At 38.9% G+C, this 19,362-nt stretch carries 17 protein-coding genes; 14 read left to right on the top strand and 3 right to left on the bottom strand.

Going from position 1 to position 19,362, the window contains the following annotated elements:
* Nucleotides 1-52 precede the first annotated feature (52 nt).
* The 3 genes from JMN32_RS17095 (at nt 53) to JMN32_RS17085 (ending at nt 3,607) form a co-directional block, all read left to right on the top strand.
* Nucleotides 53-928, top strand: a complete 876-nt coding sequence (locus JMN32_RS17095) for a thioredoxin family protein (protein ID WP_202857577.1) — start codon at nt 53-55, stop codon at nt 926-928.
* A gap of 89 nt (nt 929-1,017) precedes the next feature.
* Nucleotides 1,018-2,898 (top strand): tetratricopeptide repeat-containing sensor histidine kinase, encoded by a 1,881-nt coding sequence (locus JMN32_RS17090; protein ID WP_202857576.1) that lies wholly within the window; start codon nt 1,018-1,020, stop codon nt 2,896-2,898.
* 370 nt (nt 2,899-3,268) lie between these two features.
* The gene (locus JMN32_RS17085; RefSeq protein WP_202857575.1) at nt 3,269-3,607 is read left to right on the top strand and encodes a single-stranded DNA-binding protein; all 339 of its coding nucleotides are present in this window, start codon (nt 3,269-3,271) and stop codon (nt 3,605-3,607) included.
* Nucleotides 3,608-3,832: 225 nt separating this feature from the next.
* Here JMN32_RS17085 and JMN32_RS17080 read toward each other — a convergent pair whose 3' ends face one another.
* A complete protein-coding gene (locus JMN32_RS17080; protein ID WP_202857574.1) occupies nt 3,833-4,381 on the bottom strand; it encodes an ExbD/TolR family protein in 549 nt (182 codons plus the stop codon).
* Nucleotides 4,382-4,470: 89 nt separating this feature from the next.
* Between JMN32_RS17080 and JMN32_RS17075 the strand changes: the two genes are divergently transcribed.
* The 6 genes from JMN32_RS17075 to JMN32_RS17050 all read left to right on the top strand — a co-directional run bounded on the left by JMN32_RS17075 (nt 4,471) and on the right by JMN32_RS17050 (nt 11,248).
* The gene (locus JMN32_RS17075) at nt 4,471-6,468 is read left to right on the top strand and encodes a BatA domain-containing protein (RefSeq protein WP_202857573.1); all 1,998 of its coding nucleotides are present in this window, start codon (nt 4,471-4,473) and stop codon (nt 6,466-6,468) included.
* An 18-nt stretch (nt 6,469-6,486) separates the two neighbouring features.
* Nucleotides 6,487-7,758: a dihydroorotase gene (locus tag JMN32_RS17070; RefSeq protein WP_202857572.1), complete on the top strand. Its 1,272-nt coding sequence runs from the start codon at nt 6,487-6,489 to the stop codon at nt 7,756-7,758.
* Complete coding sequence (locus tag JMN32_RS17065; protein WP_238354520.1) at nt 7,745-8,299, top strand: DUF4199 domain-containing protein; 555 nt, start codon at nt 7,745-7,747, stop codon at nt 8,297-8,299. Before JMN32_RS17070 ends, JMN32_RS17065 begins: the two co-directional genes overlap by 14 nt.
* A 456-nt stretch (nt 8,300-8,755) precedes the next feature.
* The gene (locus JMN32_RS17060) at nt 8,756-9,310 is read left to right on the top strand and encodes a DUF4199 domain-containing protein (RefSeq protein ID WP_202857570.1); all 555 of its coding nucleotides are present in this window, start codon (nt 8,756-8,758) and stop codon (nt 9,308-9,310) included.
* Nucleotides 9,311-9,312: 2 nt separating this feature from the next.
* On the top strand, nt 9,313-10,281 hold the full coding sequence (locus tag JMN32_RS17055; RefSeq protein WP_202857569.1) for a glycosyltransferase family 2 protein: 969 nt from the start codon (nt 9,313-9,315) through the stop codon (nt 10,279-10,281).
* A gap of 1 nt (nt 10,282) precedes the next feature.
* A complete protein-coding gene (locus JMN32_RS17050; protein WP_202857568.1) occupies nt 10,283-11,248 on the top strand; it encodes a glycosyltransferase in 966 nt (321 codons plus the stop codon).
* 155 nt (nt 11,249-11,403) lie between these two features.
* Here JMN32_RS17050 and JMN32_RS17045 read toward each other — a convergent pair whose 3' ends face one another.
* Nucleotides 11,404-12,177 carry a class I SAM-dependent methyltransferase gene (locus JMN32_RS17045; RefSeq protein WP_202857567.1) on the bottom strand — a complete coding sequence of 258 codons (774 nt, stop codon included), beginning with the start codon at nt 12,175-12,177 and terminating at the stop codon, nt 11,404-11,406.
* A 141-nt stretch (nt 12,178-12,318) separates the two neighbouring features.
* On the opposite strand from JMN32_RS17045, the gene JMN32_RS17040 reads away from it, so the two are divergent.
* Nucleotides 12,319-12,720 (top strand): hypothetical protein, encoded by a 402-nt coding sequence (locus JMN32_RS17040; RefSeq protein WP_202857566.1) that lies wholly within the window; start codon nt 12,319-12,321, stop codon nt 12,718-12,720.
* A 65-nt stretch (nt 12,721-12,785) separates the two neighbouring features.
* On the opposite strand, the gene purB is transcribed toward JMN32_RS17040, so the two are convergent.
* Complete coding sequence (gene purB / locus JMN32_RS17035) at nt 12,786-14,129, bottom strand: adenylosuccinate lyase (RefSeq protein WP_202857565.1); 1,344 nt, start codon at nt 14,127-14,129, stop codon at nt 12,786-12,788.
* A gap of 254 nt (nt 14,130-14,383) precedes the next feature.
* Here purB and JMN32_RS17030 point away from each other — a divergent pair, with 254 nt between their 5' ends.
* The 4 genes from JMN32_RS17030 to JMN32_RS17015 all read left to right on the top strand — a co-directional run bounded on the left by JMN32_RS17030 (nt 14,384) and on the right by JMN32_RS17015 (nt 19,305).
* Complete coding sequence (locus tag JMN32_RS17030) at nt 14,384-15,517, top strand: ferredoxin--NADP reductase (protein ID WP_202857564.1); 1,134 nt, start codon at nt 14,384-14,386, stop codon at nt 15,515-15,517.
* A 213-nt stretch (nt 15,518-15,730) separates the two neighbouring features.
* Nucleotides 15,731-17,455 carry a M3 family oligoendopeptidase gene (locus tag JMN32_RS17025; RefSeq protein ID WP_202857563.1) on the top strand — a complete coding sequence of 575 codons (1,725 nt, stop codon included), beginning with the start codon at nt 15,731-15,733 and terminating at the stop codon, nt 17,453-17,455.
* Nucleotides 17,456-18,106: 651 nt separating this feature from the next.
* On the top strand, nt 18,107-18,412 hold the full coding sequence (locus JMN32_RS17020; RefSeq protein ID WP_202857562.1) for a hypothetical protein: 306 nt from the start codon (nt 18,107-18,109) through the stop codon (nt 18,410-18,412).
* Between the two features lie 542 nt (nt 18,413-18,954).
* Nucleotides 18,955-19,305 carry a hypothetical protein gene (locus JMN32_RS17015; RefSeq protein ID WP_202857561.1) on the top strand — a complete coding sequence of 117 codons (351 nt, stop codon included), beginning with the start codon at nt 18,955-18,957 and terminating at the stop codon, nt 19,303-19,305.
* Nucleotides 19,306-19,362: the final 57 nt, after the last annotated feature.

Genomic DNA, 19,362 nt, shown 5'->3' with positions numbered 1-19,362 from the left:
AATAATGGAAGGAAAAATGTTGTTTTACAATTTTAACATCAACCAAACCATTATGAGATTACCCCTAATTATTTTTGTTCTTGTACTTAGTGGCATGGTAAAAGGCCAAACCCCTACAACATATACATCCAATGGAAAGACCCATTTGCTCGGGGAGTTTGATCTTACCGTGTTGGAAACCGATACATTGTACAGTCAGTGGTACCAGCAGAGCTATGAAAGTGCTGAACTGGATTACACCAAAATAGATTGGAAACATAACCTGCATGGGATAGAGGTGGAAATTTATATGGGTACATGGTGTGGTGACAGTAAAAACTGGGTTCCTAAGTTTGTCAGAATGTGGGAAGAACTCGGCCTGCCAAGAGATCAGTTAAAGTTTATAGCCCTTTATGGTTCGGGAGCACATTATAAGCAAGGACCAGAAGGTGAGGAGCAGGGAAAGCAGATTCATCGTGTACCCACTTTTATATTTAAAAGAGAGGATACGGAATTTGCCAGAATAGTAGAAAGCCCGGCCTCTGATCTGGTTACAGATGTTGCTCAGATAGCACTAGGGTACCCTTCAAAACCTAACTACAAAGCAGCAAACTTCTTGTTAGAGCACTTTTCGTTACATCCAATAGATCATATGAGAGATAAAATCAGGTTCTATTTCAGTCAGACATATCATTTGGTGGGAAAAAGTAGTGAGCTGAATACCTTGGGCTATGTGTTGCTTAAGGCAGGGGAAATTGACAAAGCCATTTATACTTTCGAACTCAATACTTACCTATTCCGATATGAGCCTAATGTTTACGATAGCTATGGAGAGGCGCTGGCCATGGCGGGAAAAGTAAAAGAGGCAAAAATACAATACCAAAAGGTATTGGAATTGGATCCGGAAAATAATAATGCCAGGCAGCAACTGGCTGAGTTGGAGGAATAAGACAGTGAGCCGTTGCTATCAATTAGGATAAATCCAGAAAGGAGGACGAAAATAGTTTAAGATTTAGTTATATTTCATAAGTCTAAACTATGGTTTTTCGTCTGATGATATGGTGTCTTTGCTTTTTTGCTGCTCAAGTTTGGGGTCAATTCACCTATGCTCAAAAACAAGGTAAAATATGCGATGAGCAGGTAAATAAAAGAGACAGTATAAGCCAAGAGATACTTTATACTAACCCTAAGAGAGCGCTGATGTTGGCCAGGGAGAATCTTAAAGCAGTTGAAAATCAGCAGAATAATGATCGGTGTAAAGGCCGTGTATTATTAACACTGGGGCTGGCAGAGCAGTATACCAATGATCTGGTAAAGTCCGTCGAGTATTTAAAGCAAGCCAATATCATATTTAAGAGAGAGGAGATGTATGTGGAGCTTGTTGAAAGCCACAACCTTATTGGAGGTAGTTTTTATAAAATTGGTCAGTTTGATCAAACCATAAAATCAACCAAAGAAGCCTTGAAAGTGGCTAGAAGTAATGACCTGAAAGGTAAAATCCCTGTTTTGTATAATAACCTGGCGGGTGCTTATAGAGAGCTGAATCAGTTTGAAACGGCTCTGGAATATGTAAACCTGTCAATCAAAGACTTGACTCGCCAAAAAGACTTTTTAAGATTGCTATATGCCTATAGTACAAAAGGAGAAATATTGCTCAGCCAGAAGAAGTATGACAGTGCATTGTATTTCATACAGAAGGCTTATGATACAGGTGAGGAGCATAATTTACATGTCGATTATTCAAGAGCTTTTTGTCTGTATGGCATTGCCGTTAATCACTTTCAATTAGGAGATATAGGAAAGGCAATTTCTTTTGGAAACAGGGCTTACAAAACGGCGGATAAAGAACATCTGATTTTTATTCAAAAGGACATAGCCCTCTTAATGTCTAGGATTCATCATCGCTTAAATAATATTGACAGTGCTTTCTTCTATCAGTCGAAGGTGTTTGAGATTGAAGGTAAAATACAGGCGAAAGAAAAAACAAGTCAGTTGAATAATATTATATTCAGAGAGCAGGAAGAAAAGATGCAGCAGCAGATAGTGAAGACAAAAAAACAGCAAAACCTTTCAATAATTGGAGCTATTATAGGGTTTGTATTACTATGCCTGCTTATTCTTTTTATAATGCTCAATAAGAAAATACGTAGTCTGTATCAGCAGGTAAAGGTACAAAAGGAAACTATAGAAGTTTATAATTATCAACTTGCCACACAACGGGACGAACTGGATAGTTTGAATCAGCTCAAAGACCGGATGTTTACCGCCGTAATGCATGACTTTAAGACGCCCATCAGTACATTAGAGAACATGCTCAATTTGCTTATCAAAAAACATATGTCACCTGATGAGGCGGTGCCTGTTTCAAAACAGCTTTTGCAGGTTGTAAAGCAATCTAAAACTTCGATTAACAATATTATCACTTGGATAAAGAGCCATTTTGAAGGGTTTACAGTTCGGCGTGATACTATCGATTGTGATGCTTTATTTAGTGAGATCAAGACATACCATGCTAGTCAGGCCAATAAAAAGAGTATAATGATTGAGGTGGACAATGGGGTGCGTCTGAATTTCATATCTGATCGGGAAATACTTTTTGTCGTACTTAACAACCTCATGTCAAATGCCATCAAGTTTTCCAATAGAAATGGAAAAGTTAGTCTGAAATCATCCATTAAGGACAAAATTGTGACGTTTGAAGTCTCCGATACAGGGGTTGGTATTTCGCAGGATATTCAGAAAAAACTGTTTGGGACCTCGAACTATTCCACAGCAGGAACCTCACTCGAAAAAGGTACCGGTTTAGGTTTGCTTATATGTAAGGAACTGATTGAAAAAATTGGAGGAGACATATCTGTAGAAAGCGAACTTGGGGAAGGGACTACTTTTAGGGTATCAATACCTTTTCGCAATAGTTGATAGGTTGTTTTATAAAGAGATTTGCAAATTTTTCCAACCATATTTCATATTGCAGCGACATACTTATTGTAATGGTATTTCTTCGGTATGCACTGGTGAAGCATTTATTTTATTTGTTTTTTAGGGGTTATTACAGATTTAAAAGGTCAAAATCGTAAACTTTTTATAAAGCCGAATATTGTTCTGTATTTTTTGTTTTATTCTGATTATCAATTTTTTACTCATTTGTAAACGACTACAAACGGATAATAAGCGACTACAAATATTTACTATCCGACTGCCTTTTTTTGCTTGCTCTTACTTTGTGCCAACGAAATCGATGAACGGCTCATCACTGATAAAAATTATAAACTTTTAATTATTACACGACATGAAAAATTTAAGAAACAGCGTACAGTTAATTGGTAGACTAGGAAAAGACCCTGAAGTTAAAAACCTTATAAGTGGTAAGACAATGGCAAGTTTTACGCTCGCAACTTCAGACAGCTATCGCAATTCTAAAGGAGAAAAAATAGAAGATACACAATGGCATAACATTGTAGCCTGGGGGAAAACAGCCAAAATAGCAGAGGAGTACTTGCAGAAGGGACAGGAGATAGCTGTTCAGGGTAAACTGATACATAGATCATATGAAACCGTAGAAGGTGAAAAGAGATACATTACAGAAATCAACATCAATGAGATTTTGATGCTTGGGTCTAAGAAGTAACAGCTAGATGCTACATTCTCCCTTGCTTTTGATAGGCAAGGGAGAATGTGATCACTAAGTTATGATCATCAAACCAGTCCTTCACCTTAACGGCTCTCCCTCCCTTGGCTTGTCAAGAGACAAGCCGCTCTCACCCCCTAACTATACCGCCATAGTCTCGTCCCAGACAGACCACTATACTCATTCTTTAATTGGTCGCACTTCCCAGGCAGGGAATTAAAAATATCAATTAGATGGTTCTGCAATGGAGATATTCATAGGTATGCCCTTCCTACCCAAATCGTATAACCACTTTTCAGCAGGTACGGCTAATGATAAGTTGCGATATTCCGCAGGAGTGATTCTGGCACGTTTTGCATAAATCTCATAATATGCAGCTTTAACCTCATCTAGCATTTTAATAAACATCTCTTGGGTAGTACCCCGGTTGGTTTTAATAGAAACCACAGCTTTCGAAGGGCTTTCACTCAAATCGGCCGATTTTCCGTAATTCAAAATGAAGGCTTTTATCTCTTCCCTAAGCCCGGACGTATTCTCGCGGAGTTCTCCTTCAACCAGCAGTTTATCCTGAGAGTTGATCTGTATCTTGTATAAATTACGCTCATTAATCGGCACTAATTCAGTTTTAAGCCGTTCAGGAGGTAACAACAAACTTATTCCTTTGTCGTTTACAATCGTGGTGGTGATCATGAAAAAGATGAGTAACAGGAAAGCTATGTCGGCCATAGAGCCTGCATTGACCTGCATTTGTTGACTGTTGTGTGAATTTCTCATAACTTTTTATTTCCATAATCTCTTAAACAGGTAAAGTCACTTCAATTAATCTGCGTATGATTGGTTGATTTTTTCTACTTTTGCAGCCAATGAATTTTTTATACCCACAATTCTTATATGCCCTTTTCGCCCTCTCTATACCGATCATTATTCATTTATTCAATTTTAGAAAGACTAAAAAAGTATATTTCTCCAATACCCGCTTTCTGCAAAAAGTAAAAGAAGCCAGCAGCTCAAAAAGAAAACTTAAGCATTACCTCATCCTTGCCTCCAGGCTTTTGATGTTGTTTTTTCTGGTTATAGCATTTGCTCAGCCCTTCTTTCCATCTGAAGAGGAAGCTTCTGCACAAGGTAAAACATTGATATATATTGACAACTCATTGAGTATGAATAATGAGGTGGATGAAGGGGTAGCTGCTTTCGATGAGGCAATGCAGTATGTTAACACACTGACGGAGCTATACCCTACTTCTGTTGAGTATAAAGTATTGACTAATGACTTTAATACCTACTCAGGTATTTATCAAAATAGAAAAGAAGTTTCAGAGCTTACCACGGAGTTGCGCATGACAGGCGTTACTCGCTCTTTTGAGGACATCAAAGAAAGGCTAAGCCTACAGAAAGATGATGGGACCTACGATGTTTTTTGGATAAGCGATTTTCAGGTATCCACTGCTGGAAAGGAAGAGGAAATACATTTTGACAGCACGTACAGTGTGAACCTTGTACCCATGAATTTCACTTCTGTCAATAATGTTTACGTTGACTCTTTGTACCTGGATAACCCTTTTCTTATCGGAGATGAGAAACTGAAATTGAATGTTGTTCTTAAAAACATAGGTGAGAAAGAGGCTAGTGACCTCATAGTTAAGGTATATGTAGACGAGGTGCAGTCTGCTACCGCAAGTGTAAACATCAAACCCAATGATATAGTGACGGCTACCTTTGATCTGGCCTTTAATATTGAAGGTAATAATAAGTGTCGTATTAGTTTTGAAGAGTTTCCGGTCACTTTCGATAATGATTTTTACTTCACGATCAATGGTAGTCAGAAAATTGATGTACTTGAGATCAAGAGCAAGTCAGAGGTTATCCATGTGCAGAGTGTATTTGGCAATGAAGAGTTATTTAATTTAAAGAGCACAAACTATTCAAATCTTGATTATAGTCTGATCCCTGAAGCAGACCTGGTGGTGGTCAATGGACTGGAGAATATAGACCCATCGCTGGCAGTGGTATTAAATGAATACTTGGCGGAATATGGCAATGTAATTTTTATCCCGGCATCTTCACCTGATATTGCAAGTTACAGGCAGTTATCTGGTCTGGGAAATCTTACTCACATGGACTCTGTAGGTAAAGTAGCTTTAATGACTCCGGATTTCAAAGATCCGTTTTTTGAAAATGTTTTCGAGGAGACTAATAAGAGCTTTGCCATGCCTGAAGCTACAGGGGTAGTGCAGTGGGGGAGAGATCGAACCGCTTTACTGAAATACAATAATGGGATGCCATTCTTGTCTAAAATGGGTGTTAACGGGAACCTATACGCCTTTGGATCACCTTTGAATACTAATTATACCAGCTTGCATGCTCATGCCATTTTTGTCCCTATTATGTATCGTATAGCAGCCCAAAGTGCTTCAAAGGAGTCAAAGCTATATTATTTTATTGATGATCCACGAATCACTTTCAAAACAGATACATTGATCACGGATAATATATTCAAGCTGAAAAGAGGAGATGAGGAGATCATTCCCTCGCAACATATTGTCGGCAACAATGTATTTATGGAAGTACCCAAATTCACTTTGGGAGTAGGCTTTTATGAACTGGTGTTTGAAGGAAAAAAACTCACTACCCTGGCTTTTAATGCCTCCCCTGCCGAATCAGATCTGAGGCAATACCTGACTGAAGACCTAAAAAACACTTTTAAGGGCAAGGTAGAGGTATTTGAAGTGCAGGATGAAGAAGGTTTTAAACGTTCAGTAGAAAAAAAATATATCGGACAACCGTTATGGAAATATGCTATTATTATTGCACTTATATTTCTTTTAATGGAAGTTTTATTAATTAGGTTTTTGCCATAATTTCATGTGTCAATTATAATGAAGAAAGTACTAATAAAATCAGCCCAGGTCATTGATGAGTTATCCGCTTACCACGGTAAGACTGTTAATGTACTTATTGATAAAGGAAACATTGTAAAGATTGGAAAGGAAGCCCCTGAAGCAGATAAGGTTATTGATGCTAAAGGTATGATACTTTCGCCAGGCTGGTTTGATTTGCGGGCTTCATTTGGAGACCCGGGTTACGAGTATAAGGAAGACATTACTTCAGGGTTGGAAACTGCAGCGGCAGGAGGATTTACAGGAGTGGCACTACTACCCAATAATAAACCTGTAACACAAACTAAAAATGATGTCAGCTACCTGAGGTCAAGGAATATAGATTCCCTGACTGAGGTATTTCCTGTTGGGGCAGTATCTATTGATACCAAGGGAGAAGAGCTGACAGAGATGATTGATCTGCACCATGCCGGAGCAGTGGCTTTTTCAGATGGAATTAAGCCTATATGGCATACGGATATTCTGTTGAAATCCTTGCAGTACCTTCAGAAATTTGATGGCTTGCTGATCAACCTGCCAGAAGATATGCGCCTCAATCTGTTTGGTACTATGAATGAAGGTGTAAATAGTACTATGCTCGGGATGAAAGGGATGCCTAAGCTATCCGAAGAGCTGATCGTACAAAGAGACTTGGAGTTGCTGCAGTACGCAGGTGGAAGACTTCACTTCACTAATATATCTTCGGAGAAGTCGGTAGCAATGATTAAAGCAGCTAAAAAACGTGGGCTGGAGGTGTCCTGTGATATTGCAGCCTTTCAAACCGCTTTTGATGACAGCGCTCTGAGTGGTTTCGACACTAATTTTAAGGTAAATCCACCTTTTAGAGAGAAAAAAGATAACAAAGCATTGATCAAAGGCTTGCAGGAAGGTACTATTGACGTAATTGTGTCCAGTCATATAGCCCAGGACGAAGAAAGTAAGAAATTGGAGTTTGATCTGGCTGATTTTGGTATTATCAGTCTCCAAACGGTGGCTCACAACCTGACTATGTTGTCTTCGGCTGTTGACATGGAGTTGTTGATCAAAGCCGTGACTTATAATCCTAGAAAGTTGCTTCGTTTACCCATCCCCGTGGTAAAAGAAGGTGAGGGTGCTAACCTTACACTTTTTGACCCCACGCATGAATGGACTCTGGATAGAAAGAGCAATAAATCTAGATCGAAGAACTCACCTTATTGGGACAAGACCATAAAAGGAAAGGCGGTAGCAGTATTTAACCAGGGAAAGCAATATATAGATGACGCAGTTTAATAATATGAAACCCATTTTTAAGATCCCGCTTAAGTATGGTTTAATAGGTTCCCTCTTTGGTATTATACTTATTATTGTTCTTTTTTATTCCAATCGGCATCCTTTATTGATACCACCCATGTTTGATTTTAGGATCATTCTGTTTGGGCTATTTATCTTCTTTGGCCTTAAAGAGTTTAGGGAGTACTACAATGGAGGTATCCTTAATTTTTGGCAAGGCATGGTAATAAGTTTTATCATGTATATGATGATCGGTGTAGTGGTAGGGGTGTTTATCATCGCATTTGCAAACCTTGTTCCTGAGTTCCTTGAAGGGTATATAACAGGTACCATTAAGGGAATGGAGTTGGAAAAAAGCAGACTACTGACTGAAGGGAGTATAACCATTTCGGAAGAAGAGTTTAATCGTCAGGTTACACTTTTGAAAGAAACAAGCCCCATGCTTTTGGCTGTAGACTATATTATAAAAAGCTGTTTCATTGGCTTTTTCCTAGCCATCATAATTTCAGTGATCCTGAGAAGAACAGAAAAAAGATTTTAACTAAAACCAGCCTTACCAAAACTCAAATGGTTTAGTAAGGCTGGTTAGCTTTAACTCTGATTATGCATTAGGGCTTCGTTAGGAGGGTCTAAATGGTAATGAATGAGCAAAATCAAGCAAAGGGTCTGATTTGAAACTATTCCGACAGAGCGTTCTCATCCTTACCCTGACCGATGCTCTGTCCCCCTGACAGAATACAAAACATACATTATCTCTGAAAAAATCAAGTTTCCAAGTGTTTCCTACTTCTGCTTTATGCCTTTTGGGTAGCGCTTTACCTGCTAATTGACAGATACTTATTCCTCATCATCTTCAGGTTAACACCTTCCTTTTTTCCGGTTAACAGGAATTCAGACCATGCAATTGATAAGCTTTTGAAATATAGATCCTTGGAATTAATTTTCAACCGTTAATAAATTCAGTTAACTTAATAGATACAACCAAAAACCTTTTATTATGGAAGATAGTAATTCTGTACTGGATCACTCACAAGGAGGAGAGCAGATCTCTGTGAAGCAAGTAGCCACCAAATACGGTCTGATTTTAGGAGTAATCTCAATAGCCTTATTTTTGGTCACGGTATTTGCCGGACTTATAGGGAACCAAGCCATGCAATATGTGGGGTATATACCTACCATTATACTCATTATTTATGCACATAAGGAATTTAAGTCGGAGGGCGATGGGTTTATGTCTTACGGGCAAGGACTTGGTTCAGGTACTTTGTTGGTTTTGATAGGTACCGTTATCTCAACTGTTTTTTTCTATGTGTATGTCAAGTTCATTGACTCATCTTTTATGGAGATTGTAAGAGAAAAGCAGCTTGAAGGTATGCAGGAGCAAGGGATGAGTGAAGAGCAGATAGATCAGGCTATGGCGATGGCAAGCGGCTTTATGACCCCTGAATTTATATCGGTAATCGCTATTTTCATGACTGTATTTTTTGGATTTATCTTATCTTTGATCATCAGTGCGTTTACTAAAAATAGTAATCCGGATCTTGATATGTAACTATGCTAAATAATTTGGATATTTCCGTGGTGGTTCCGCTTTACAATGAAGAGGAATCACTACCGGAACTTTGTGATTGGATAAGCCGTGTAATGCTGACACACGGCTTTACTTATGAAATAATATTAGTGGATGATGGTAGCAGTGATCGTTCTTGGGAAACGGTACGCAACATCTCTGTCAGCAATCCATATGTAAAAGGCATAAAGTTTAACAGAAACTATGGCAAATCAGCTGCCTTAAACACTGGCTTCAAAAAAGCCAAGGGCAATGTGGTGATCTCCATGGATGCAGACTTGCAGGACAGTCCCGATGAAATCCCCGATCTGTATAAAATGATCATGACTGAGGGGTATGATATGATATCGGGCTGGAAGAAAAAACGCCACGATCCAATCTCAAAAACTATTCCTTCAAAGTTCTTTAATTACATCACCCGAAAGATATCGGGTATCAAACTTCATGACTTCAATTGTGGGCTGAAAGCATATAAAAACCAGGTAGTAAAAAATGTCCATGTTTATGGAGAGATGCACCGCTATATACCTGTAATAGCCAAGTGGAACGGCTACAGTAAAATAGGTGAAAAAGTAGTGGAGCATCGCGCTAGAAAGTATGGTACTACCAAGTTTGGCCTGGAACGTTTTATTAATGGTTTTCTGGATTTGCTTTCTATCACATTTGTTTCCAAGTTTAAGCGCAAGCCCATGCACTTTTTCGGTACATTAGGTACCTTGTCATTTTTTACAGGTCTGATCATAACTATTTATGTTATCGGAGATAAACTCTATCGCCTGAATTATAAAATGCCCGCAAGAGATGTGGTGGATCAGCCCTTATTCTTTCTGGCGCTTGTTGCATTGGTGATCGGTGTTCAACTCTTTTTAACGGGCTTTTTGGCTGAGATGATGGCCATGAAATCACAGTCTTCTAATGAATACCTGGTAATAGAAAAGATAGGTTTAGAGTAAGATGCGTCTTTATTCTGTAATTATTCCTGTTTATAACCGCCCTGATGAGGTAGATGAATTGCTGGAAAGTCTGACCCGTCAGACCTATAATCACTTCGAAGTACTGGTTGTTGAGGATGGGTCTTCGAAACGATGTGACGGGATAGTTGAAAAGTACACGAATAAGCTTCGCCTTACCTACTTTTATAAACCAAACTCAGGTCAGGGATTCAGCCGAAATTTCGGTTTTGAGAAAGCCAAGGGCGATTTTTTAGTCGTGTTTGATTCGGACTGTATCATTCCTGATCACTATTTCGAAACCGTTGAAAAGTATCTGGATAAGCACCAGTTAGATGCTTATGGTGGGCCGGACCGTGCACATGATAGTTTTACTCCTACTCAAAAGGCTATTAGTTATTCGATGACCTCCGTTTTTACTACAGGGGGTATTAGAGGAGGAAAGAAGCGTGTGGGGGCATTTCATCCGAGAAGTTTTAACATGGGTATTTCCAAAGAGGTTTATCAGAAAACCAAAGGCTATAAGATTACCCGGATGGGAGAGGATATAGAGTTCAGTATCAGGATCATAGAATTGGGTTTTAAAACCGGTCTGATAGAGGATGCTTATGTGTACCATAAAAGAAGAACCAGTCTGAGTCAATTCTATAAGCAGCTACACTTCTTTGGACGCGCCAGAATCAATATCAGCAGATTTTACCCTGATGAAATCAAACTGGTTCATATGCTGCCAGTGGTGTTTACCCTTGGGTTCTTCCTCATGTGGGTACTTCCCGTTGTAAGTCCGGTACTATTTTTTATAGCATTTACAGTCTTTATCTCGTTTTTTGGACTCATATTTTTCGATGCTTTTGCAAAAGAGAAGAGCCTTCAGGTAGCGGCATTAAGTGTAGGGGCAGCATTTACGCAACTGTTTGCCTATGGTGTAGGCTTTCTCACCGAAGGGTGGAGGAAATTAGTGAAAGGCTAAGTTGATAGCCATGCATGACAAAATTAAGCGGTTGCTTTACTCAACTGCTAAAGTTTTATGAAGCTTAACATTCAGTCCACACCAGCAAAAAGGGGATGACCTAGAAACAGGCAAACCATTCTACTCCATTTCAGACATTCATATGCAAAGCCTGATTACCCCTTTTTTTGACAGAAATAAATAATCTCATGGGCAGGCAGCGCATACTTCTTTACAGCTTCCTCTCCAAGTTCATAAATAAACCGGTCTTCAGTGACATCAAAGCCAGCTTTGCGAAGTCGATCTGGGTAGTCTTTGCCATATAATCTGACATGGTCATCCTGGCCGTACCACTTTTCGCGCTCACGAGGATCGGTAATCGATTTATCTTCAAAAGTAACATCGGGAACTGGACTGAAGAAAGGTACCTGCATGATGGCCCATCCGCCAGGTTTTAGTACACGATAGATCTCACTCATGGCCTTGATGTCATCATCAACATGTTCCATAACATGGTTACACATAGCGGCATCAAAGGTGTTGTCTTCAAAAGGGATTTCGTGGACATCCATTTTTACCTTCGCCAGGGGAGATTCAATATCTCCGGTAATATAACCATCCTGGTGTTGGGCTTCAAATTGTTTCATGAAGCACTGCTCGGGAGCAATATGTAGAAAATGTATCTTCTCCTTAAAAAAGTTGGTCTTCTCCTTTAGATACAACCATAGAAGTCGATGTCTTTCAAGGGACAGAGAATCAGGGCATAACGCATTAGGACGAGGGTTAATCCGTCCGTATGGAAGAAACTTTCTATAGCTTTTATTGATTATAGGGCAGGTCACGTTGTTGCCTCGAAGAAAAATCCCTACTACTTTTAGTGCAGGAGCACTCACCCGTTGTAAGTATTTACGGGGAACAAAACGAATAATGAAGCTGATCAACTTTTTCATGAAGGGGCAAATATATCAAAGAGTGAGGCCATTTTAGAAGTAAAGCAAAAAAGAATATGGCTATATGCTGGTGAAATGGCCGGATCACGTGCTTTGTTGCTGATTTCTGTGGTTAAAAATAATTTATGTTAGATTTGTAATATGAGAATGGGTGTCTATATCATTGTTTTCTTGTTGTCAGCAGGAACTTGCTATGGTCAGGATGATTTGAAATTTGGAGATACAGGAACTACAAATAAAGCCTCTAAGTATAAGCCCAATGCTAAAATGCATAAGAAAAGACGAATGATTCAATGGGTGAAGAGTGATGCTGCAGGGCTACTGCAAGGTAATAGGTGTATGGACGAAATAACCAATGATATGGGGTTTGTCTATGTGGTACAGCCTAAAGGACAGGTAGGGAATAGAAGTGAGTTTGGGCGCTTGGCACATAACTTTTTTGCCAAAATAGGCATAACTTTTCGCAATGGGCCCTTTTGGAAATTTAAACTCAAAAAGAAACGTAGAGAATGCCGACGCAGTACCGGAGACTTTGTTGGTTAATGTAGGCTGATAACAATATAGGGTTTGCCGGAACCCTGAAGATTCCGACAAATTCAAAACTTTTTCTAAACACCTGTATAATTAAAAGGCGAAATAACTTTAAGCTCTTCTTTAATGCTATCAGAGACATTTAAAGTGTCTATAAAACTCTTGATGCTCTCCTCAGTTACCTTTTCATTCTTTCTGGTTAATTCCTTAAGCGCTTCGTAAGGTTTTGGATAGCCTTCGCGACGAAGGATAGTTTGGATAGCCTCAGCTACAACAGCCCAGTTTTCAGACAGGTCAGCCTCAATAGCATTTTGATTAAGTTCAAGTTTTTCAAGACCCTTCTCAAGAGATTTCAGGGCAATTAAGGTGTGAGCAAGAGGAACGCTTATATTTCTTAAAACGGTTGAGTCAGTAAGGTCACGCTGCAGTCTGGAGATGGGCAGTTTTGCAGATAAGTGCTCAAATATAGCATTTGCCAAACCCAGGTTGCCCTCTGCATTTTCAAAATCAATAGGATTTACCTTGTGAGGCATGGCCGATGAACCGATTTCTCCGGCCTTTATCTTTTGTTTGAAGTAGTTTGAAGCTATGTACTGCCAAATATCTCTGCTAAGATCAATGAGTATGGTGTTGATTCTTTTTAGGTTGTCAAATAAAGCAGCAAGGTTGTCATAGTGTTCTATCTGGGTAGTTGGGTGACTTCTTTCCAGTTCCAGATATTCTTTAACGAACTTGTCTCCAAAAGCAACCCAGTCTGTATCAGGGTATGCAATGTGATGTGCATTGAAGTTACCTGTTGCTCCTCCGAACTTGGCTGAGTAAGGTATTGTTTTTAATAGTTCTATTTGTTTAGCTATTCGGGCATGAAAGACCATGAATTCTTTTCCTAGTCTGGTTGGAGAGGCGGGCTGTCCGTGAGTTTTAGCCAGCATGGGTATGTCCTTCCAACTCTCAGCATCCTGAGCTATTTTGGTGTGAATCTCACCCAAAAGAGGTAAAACAACTTTTTCCAATGCATGCTTCAAAGAAAGAGGAATAGCCGTATTGTTAATGTCTTGAGAAGTTAACCCAAAATGAATAAACTCTTTGTATTCGCTGATATTGAGTTTGTCAAAATTCTCTTTTATGAAATACTCAACAGCTTTCACATCATGGTTGGTAGTCTTCTCTATTTCTTTGATGCTCTCCGCGTCACTTTCTGAAAAGTTTTCATAGATATTACGCAATTGAGCAAATAGCCCACGGTCAAACCCTTTAAGCTGAGGAACATCTGCTTCGCAAAGTGCTATGAAATATTCTATTTCTACAAGCACTCGGTACCGGATAAGTCCAAACTCTGAAAGATATTGAGCTAAAGAATGAGTATGTCTTCTGTAACGACCGTCAACAGGTGAAAGAGCGGTTAATGCATTTAAATCCATGAAAGAGATAGGTTTTCTTTGAAGCGCACAAAATTAATAAAATAACTCTTTTAAGCAGTTAATAATTACGGATTTAATAAGACCTGTTATGGTCGTTTTTCTTAATTTTGATTCGGGCACAGAAAGGGTTAATTAGGCTTGTAATACAGCTTTTTTTAGAGTTAAATGATTACTTACTACCTTTATGCCTTCAAAATTATTGAACATAAAGCCGGGTATAGCGCTTTTAAATAAACAGCTAAACATTCAAATCAATGGCATTCAGCTTTTTTAAGAAAAACAAAGAGGAAAAAGAAGAGAAAAAACAGCCGCAGAGCGGAGGTAGTCATTATTATAACCTGAAGGTAAAAGAGATCATTCAGGAAACTAAGGACGCCATCACTATCGTTTTTGAGAGTCCTGAAGATAAGATTAATTACAAATCAGGTCAGTTTCTTACCCTGATAGTACCTATGGAAGGTAAGGATGTGAGAAGGGCATACTCCCTATGCTCATCACCGTTTGTAGATGGAGACCTTGCCGTTACCGTTAAAAGAGTGGAAGGCGGATTAATGTCCAATTGGTTGCCCGATAACCTGAAGGTGGGGGATACTATGAGGATCATGGAACCTATGGGTGTGTTTACTACCGAGTACAAGTCAGATAATAAGCGGCATATTATAATGTTTGCTGGAGGTAGTGGTATAACACCTATGATGTCCATTACAAAATCCATGCTTACCCAGGAACCTGATAGCATTATATCATTGATATATTGTAACAGAAATATAGACAGTATTATTTTTAAAGAGAAGCTGGACCAGTTACAAACTGACTACGAGGGAAGGTTTCGGGTGATCCATATCCTGGACGATGCCCCCATGAATTGGCAGGGACACTCGGGTTTGCTAAATCATGGTATGCTGGTTAAAATATTTGAGCGTATTCCAAACTGGGGAGAAGATAATACTACTTACCTGATGTGCGGGCCTGAGGGTATGATGAAGAATGTTGAGAACCTGCTGGATGAGCAGAAAATTGATAAAAGCAGAGTTTTTAAAGAAAGCTTCGTAGCCGGAACTATCGATAAGGAACTCAAAAAAGAAGGTGCAGAATCTGTAGAGGGAGAAATAGTAACCCGAGAGGTTACAGTTATCTATGATGGTGAGGAGCATAAGTTTACTGTAGAACCTGATGCTACAATTCTTGAAACTGCTTTGGATTTAGGAATTGATCTTCCCTACTCTTGTCAAAGTGGTTTATGTACTGCTTGCAGAGGAAAATGCATCTCAGGTAAGGTGAAGCTTGATGAAGAAGAAGGTCTTAGCGAATCAGAAATTGAGGAAGGGTATGTACTTACCTGCGTAGGTCACCCTTTATCCGATGATGTGGTGATAGAGATCGGGTAAATAAAGGTTCGGTCTTGAGGAAGTTGGAAAGCAAGCCAAGGTTTGCGCCAATGTAAAATGTATTGATTTCTCCCCCGATTCAGGTACGGCTACTTGTCTGTATTGCGGAGAGTCTGTCAAATCAGGAGCATATGTTAAAGCAGTGACTCCTGAACATGGTGAGTTTTATCTCAGTAAGGTCAAGTATTACAAAGAAAAAAGAAACAGGAACCCATGAAAAAGGAAATAGTACTACCAGAAAGAAAGCCAAGGAAATTTTTGCCAGAAGATTTTAAAATAGATAACTGGGAAGGACTTGAGCCATTTTATAACAATTTATTGGAGAGAGAGATCAATTCAGCGGAAGACTTGCGCAAATGGCTTAGTGATCGCAGCGAACTGGAATCGATAGTGTCAGAAGATGCTGGCTGGAGATATATTTTCATGACTCGATTTACGGATAATGAAGAATATACTAAAGCGTATCATCATTTTGTGCAGCAAATCCAGCCAAAAATATCTCCTATTGCGGATAAGTTAAACAAGAAGGCCCTGAACACTCCTTTTACGGAAAAACTGGAGCAGGAAGAAGGCTTTGATATTATGATCCGTGAGTTAAGAAAAGATATCGAAATATTCAGAGAGGAGAATATTCCGCTTTTTACTGAAATGCAGACCGAGACTCAAAAATTTGGGCAGATCAATGGTGCCATGACGGTGGAGGTCGATGGGAAGGAGCTTACCTTGCAACAGGCTGCAGTTATGCTACAGTCCACCGATAGGGCTAAGCGTGAAAAGGTATATCATAAGATTGCCAAACGAAGACTTCAGGATAAGGAAAAGCTCAATGAACTATACAGCAAACTTATCTCCCTGAGAGATCAGGTGGCTGAAAATGCAGGTTTTGATAATTATCGTGATTATATGTTCAAGGCTATGGGCCGCTTTGATTATACTCCGCAGGATTGCTTCGACTTTCACTCATCAGTAAGCCAGGAAATAGTGCCTATGCTGAATCAATTAGCCCAGGAGAGAAAAGAAAAGCTTGGTGTTGACCAGCTTCGTCCTTGGGATAAAGCGGTTGATGCTGAAGGTAAAGAGGCCTTAAAGCCATTTGAATCTAGTAAGGAGCTGACTTCAAAAACTATCGAATGCTTTAAGCGTTTAGATCCGTTTTTAGGCCAGTGTCTGGAGATTATGGAGGAAATGGGGCATCTTGATTTGGAGTCTCGAAAAGGAAAAGCTCCCGGGGGGTATAATTACCCACTTTCTGAGATAGGGGTGCCATTCATTTTTATGAATGCAACGTCAACCCTTCGCGATATGATTACCATATTACATGAGGGTGGGCATGCCGTACACTCATTCCTTACCAGAGATCTGGAGCTAGCTGACTTTAAACACACTCCTTCAGAGGTTGCTGAGTTGGCATCCATGAGTATGGAGCTTATTTCCATGGATCATTGGAACCTTTTCTTTGACAATGAAGATGACCTGAAGCGTGCCAAAAAGGAGCATTTGGAACAGATTATAGAAACTCTGCCATGGGTGGCAACCATTGATAAATTCCAGCATTGGGTATATGAAAATCCGGAGCATTCTGAGGATGAAAGAGCCAAAGCCTGGAATGAAATCTTTGCTCAGTTTTCAGATAATGTTACAGACTGGTCGGGGTTAGAGCAGAATCGTGATTTTTTGTGGCAAAAACAGCTTCATTTGTATGAAGTGCCCTTCTACTACATTGAATATGGAATGGCTCAGTTGGGAGCAGTAGCTGTCTGGAAAAATTATAAAGAAGATTCAAGAAAAGGTCTGGAAGGGTATATGAACGCTTTGAGGTTAGGCTATATGCGGTCAATACCTGAAGTCTATAAAGCTGCACATATCAAGTTTGATTTTAGCAGATCTTATATCAAAGAGTTGATGAGTTTTGTGCAGCAGGAAATGGAGAAGCTTTAAGTTCTCCATTACTGCTCTCATGTATTGATTCGTAGTTTCCGAAGGTGTTGTAATATCAAATTTTACAATGGCTTCGGAAGCTATATTTGGCTACAAGGTGCTTAACCTGATTTTCTTTCAAATGTTACAGAATATCTCTTAGTGACCTTCGATATTCTGTAATCTATATGGTTGCTACATTTATAGCTTCAGTTTATAAAATTCTAAACCTCCATTAGTGTAGAATATTTAAGAGTTGCGACAAATAAAATAGGTGAAGGTATGTATTTTATATTTAGCGGATATTTTTCTGTGATGTAACTTTTTTGTGGGATGAAAGGATTTTTTTATTTGTCCTAGTTCAATGTCTTTTGTTGTTTTTATATTTATTCATGTAAGTGAATCACTTAATTTTGGGGTTTATGAGTATAAATATTGTTTTGTGTGTGTAATAAAGTTGTGGGAAATTATTATATTCATGAGATAGTAAGGTTGCTGCAATGCTGAACTTTACTATTAACAAAGTGTAATATTTCGCTGAAATGCAGCTTAGTGATTTTCTTTTCAACCTACCAGGATCATTCTATTTGAGGTAATATGGGCAAAAGGTTTTTGCCGGGAACTTCAAGTAAATGGAAAGAAAATAGATGTAAAACAGAAAATGCAAATGCAATGAAAATGACATGGGAGGATTCTAACGGCCGTTATAACAAACTTTTTGAAAGCCTGAACACACTATTGGACAAAACAAAAAGAGCGTTATTTGAGTATGAGCAAATTAACATGGAATTTGCCCACAAAATATATAATGAGGATCTGACCCCGTTGATGGAAAAGGCGGAGTGTTTGGAAGATTACGAGAAGGAGTTTAAGGTGATGCATGGATTAATGACCAGACAGATAGAGCACCTTATCCAAATTAGAGATGAAGTTAAAATGATGATGATTAAGGATAGTGTAAACTTTCCACTTAATTAATAAGTAGGGTTGTCGCAGTCGAACTGCGGCTTTAAGGCGGTCATTTCAAATCCCGGGCTTTTGGTCCGGGATTTTTTTGTAAAATCACGGGCGAAATTTTACTATGAAGACCGGTGAAAGGTTAAGCCTGGGGTCGGCAGAATTGACATTTACGTACCTTTCAAGGCAGCTTAACTTAACTTCCAAAGTTTGGAAAGCTTAACCGTCAAATGCACGGACATGAGAATGTGTTCAATATCCTTTTTAAATCACATATATCCTTCTTTTGTTTTTTTAATATTCTGTAAATCAGTTATTTGATTTGTGATAAGGCTATATTCTTACTTGCCACTTCTGTTGATTGCCATTTTAGCATCAAAAGCTTGTTGATAAAGTCTTACAGTTTTTGTTTCAAATGAAGTGTTAATTTTTTAAACTTGAATGGTGCTTTATATTGATTGATTGCCATATAGCTGAATTATTTTGTTATTGTTGATTTAATCAAACCCCACTAAAGCCCATATGTGCTAAAACTTTTAACTTTTAATTAACCAAATTTAATTATGGCAACCGAAACTATTTTTATTAGTAAACAAGCCAGTGGAACCGGTCTCTTTCTTTCCGATAATGAAGGGGACTCTGGAGATAATACCATTACTACAGCGGTATCTCCGGGAGATACCGTTGTATGGGAACTTGTCAGTGGTGGAGGCATTGATGAGATCGTCAATATTTATGCAAAGACAGGTAGCCAGGATATTTTTAGCAGTGACCCCACGAAACAAAGTGATGGTTCTTTTAAAGGGATTGTGAGCAACTCAGCCACGGGGAACGAGTCTTATAATATTGCTTACAAAATTAATGGGACGGAGTATGTTGATGATCCTGAGCTTGAAATTCAGCCTAATCCATGATAATTGCTAACTCAATGAAAAAAATGGTCTATATATTAATAGTAGGCCATTTTTTTT

Source organism: Fulvivirga marina, from assembly GCF_016775155.1.
Classification (GTDB): domain Bacteria; phylum Bacteroidota; class Bacteroidia; order Cytophagales; family Cyclobacteriaceae; genus Fulvivirga; species Fulvivirga marina.
This window is presented reverse-complemented; position numbering and strand designations above follow the sequence as displayed.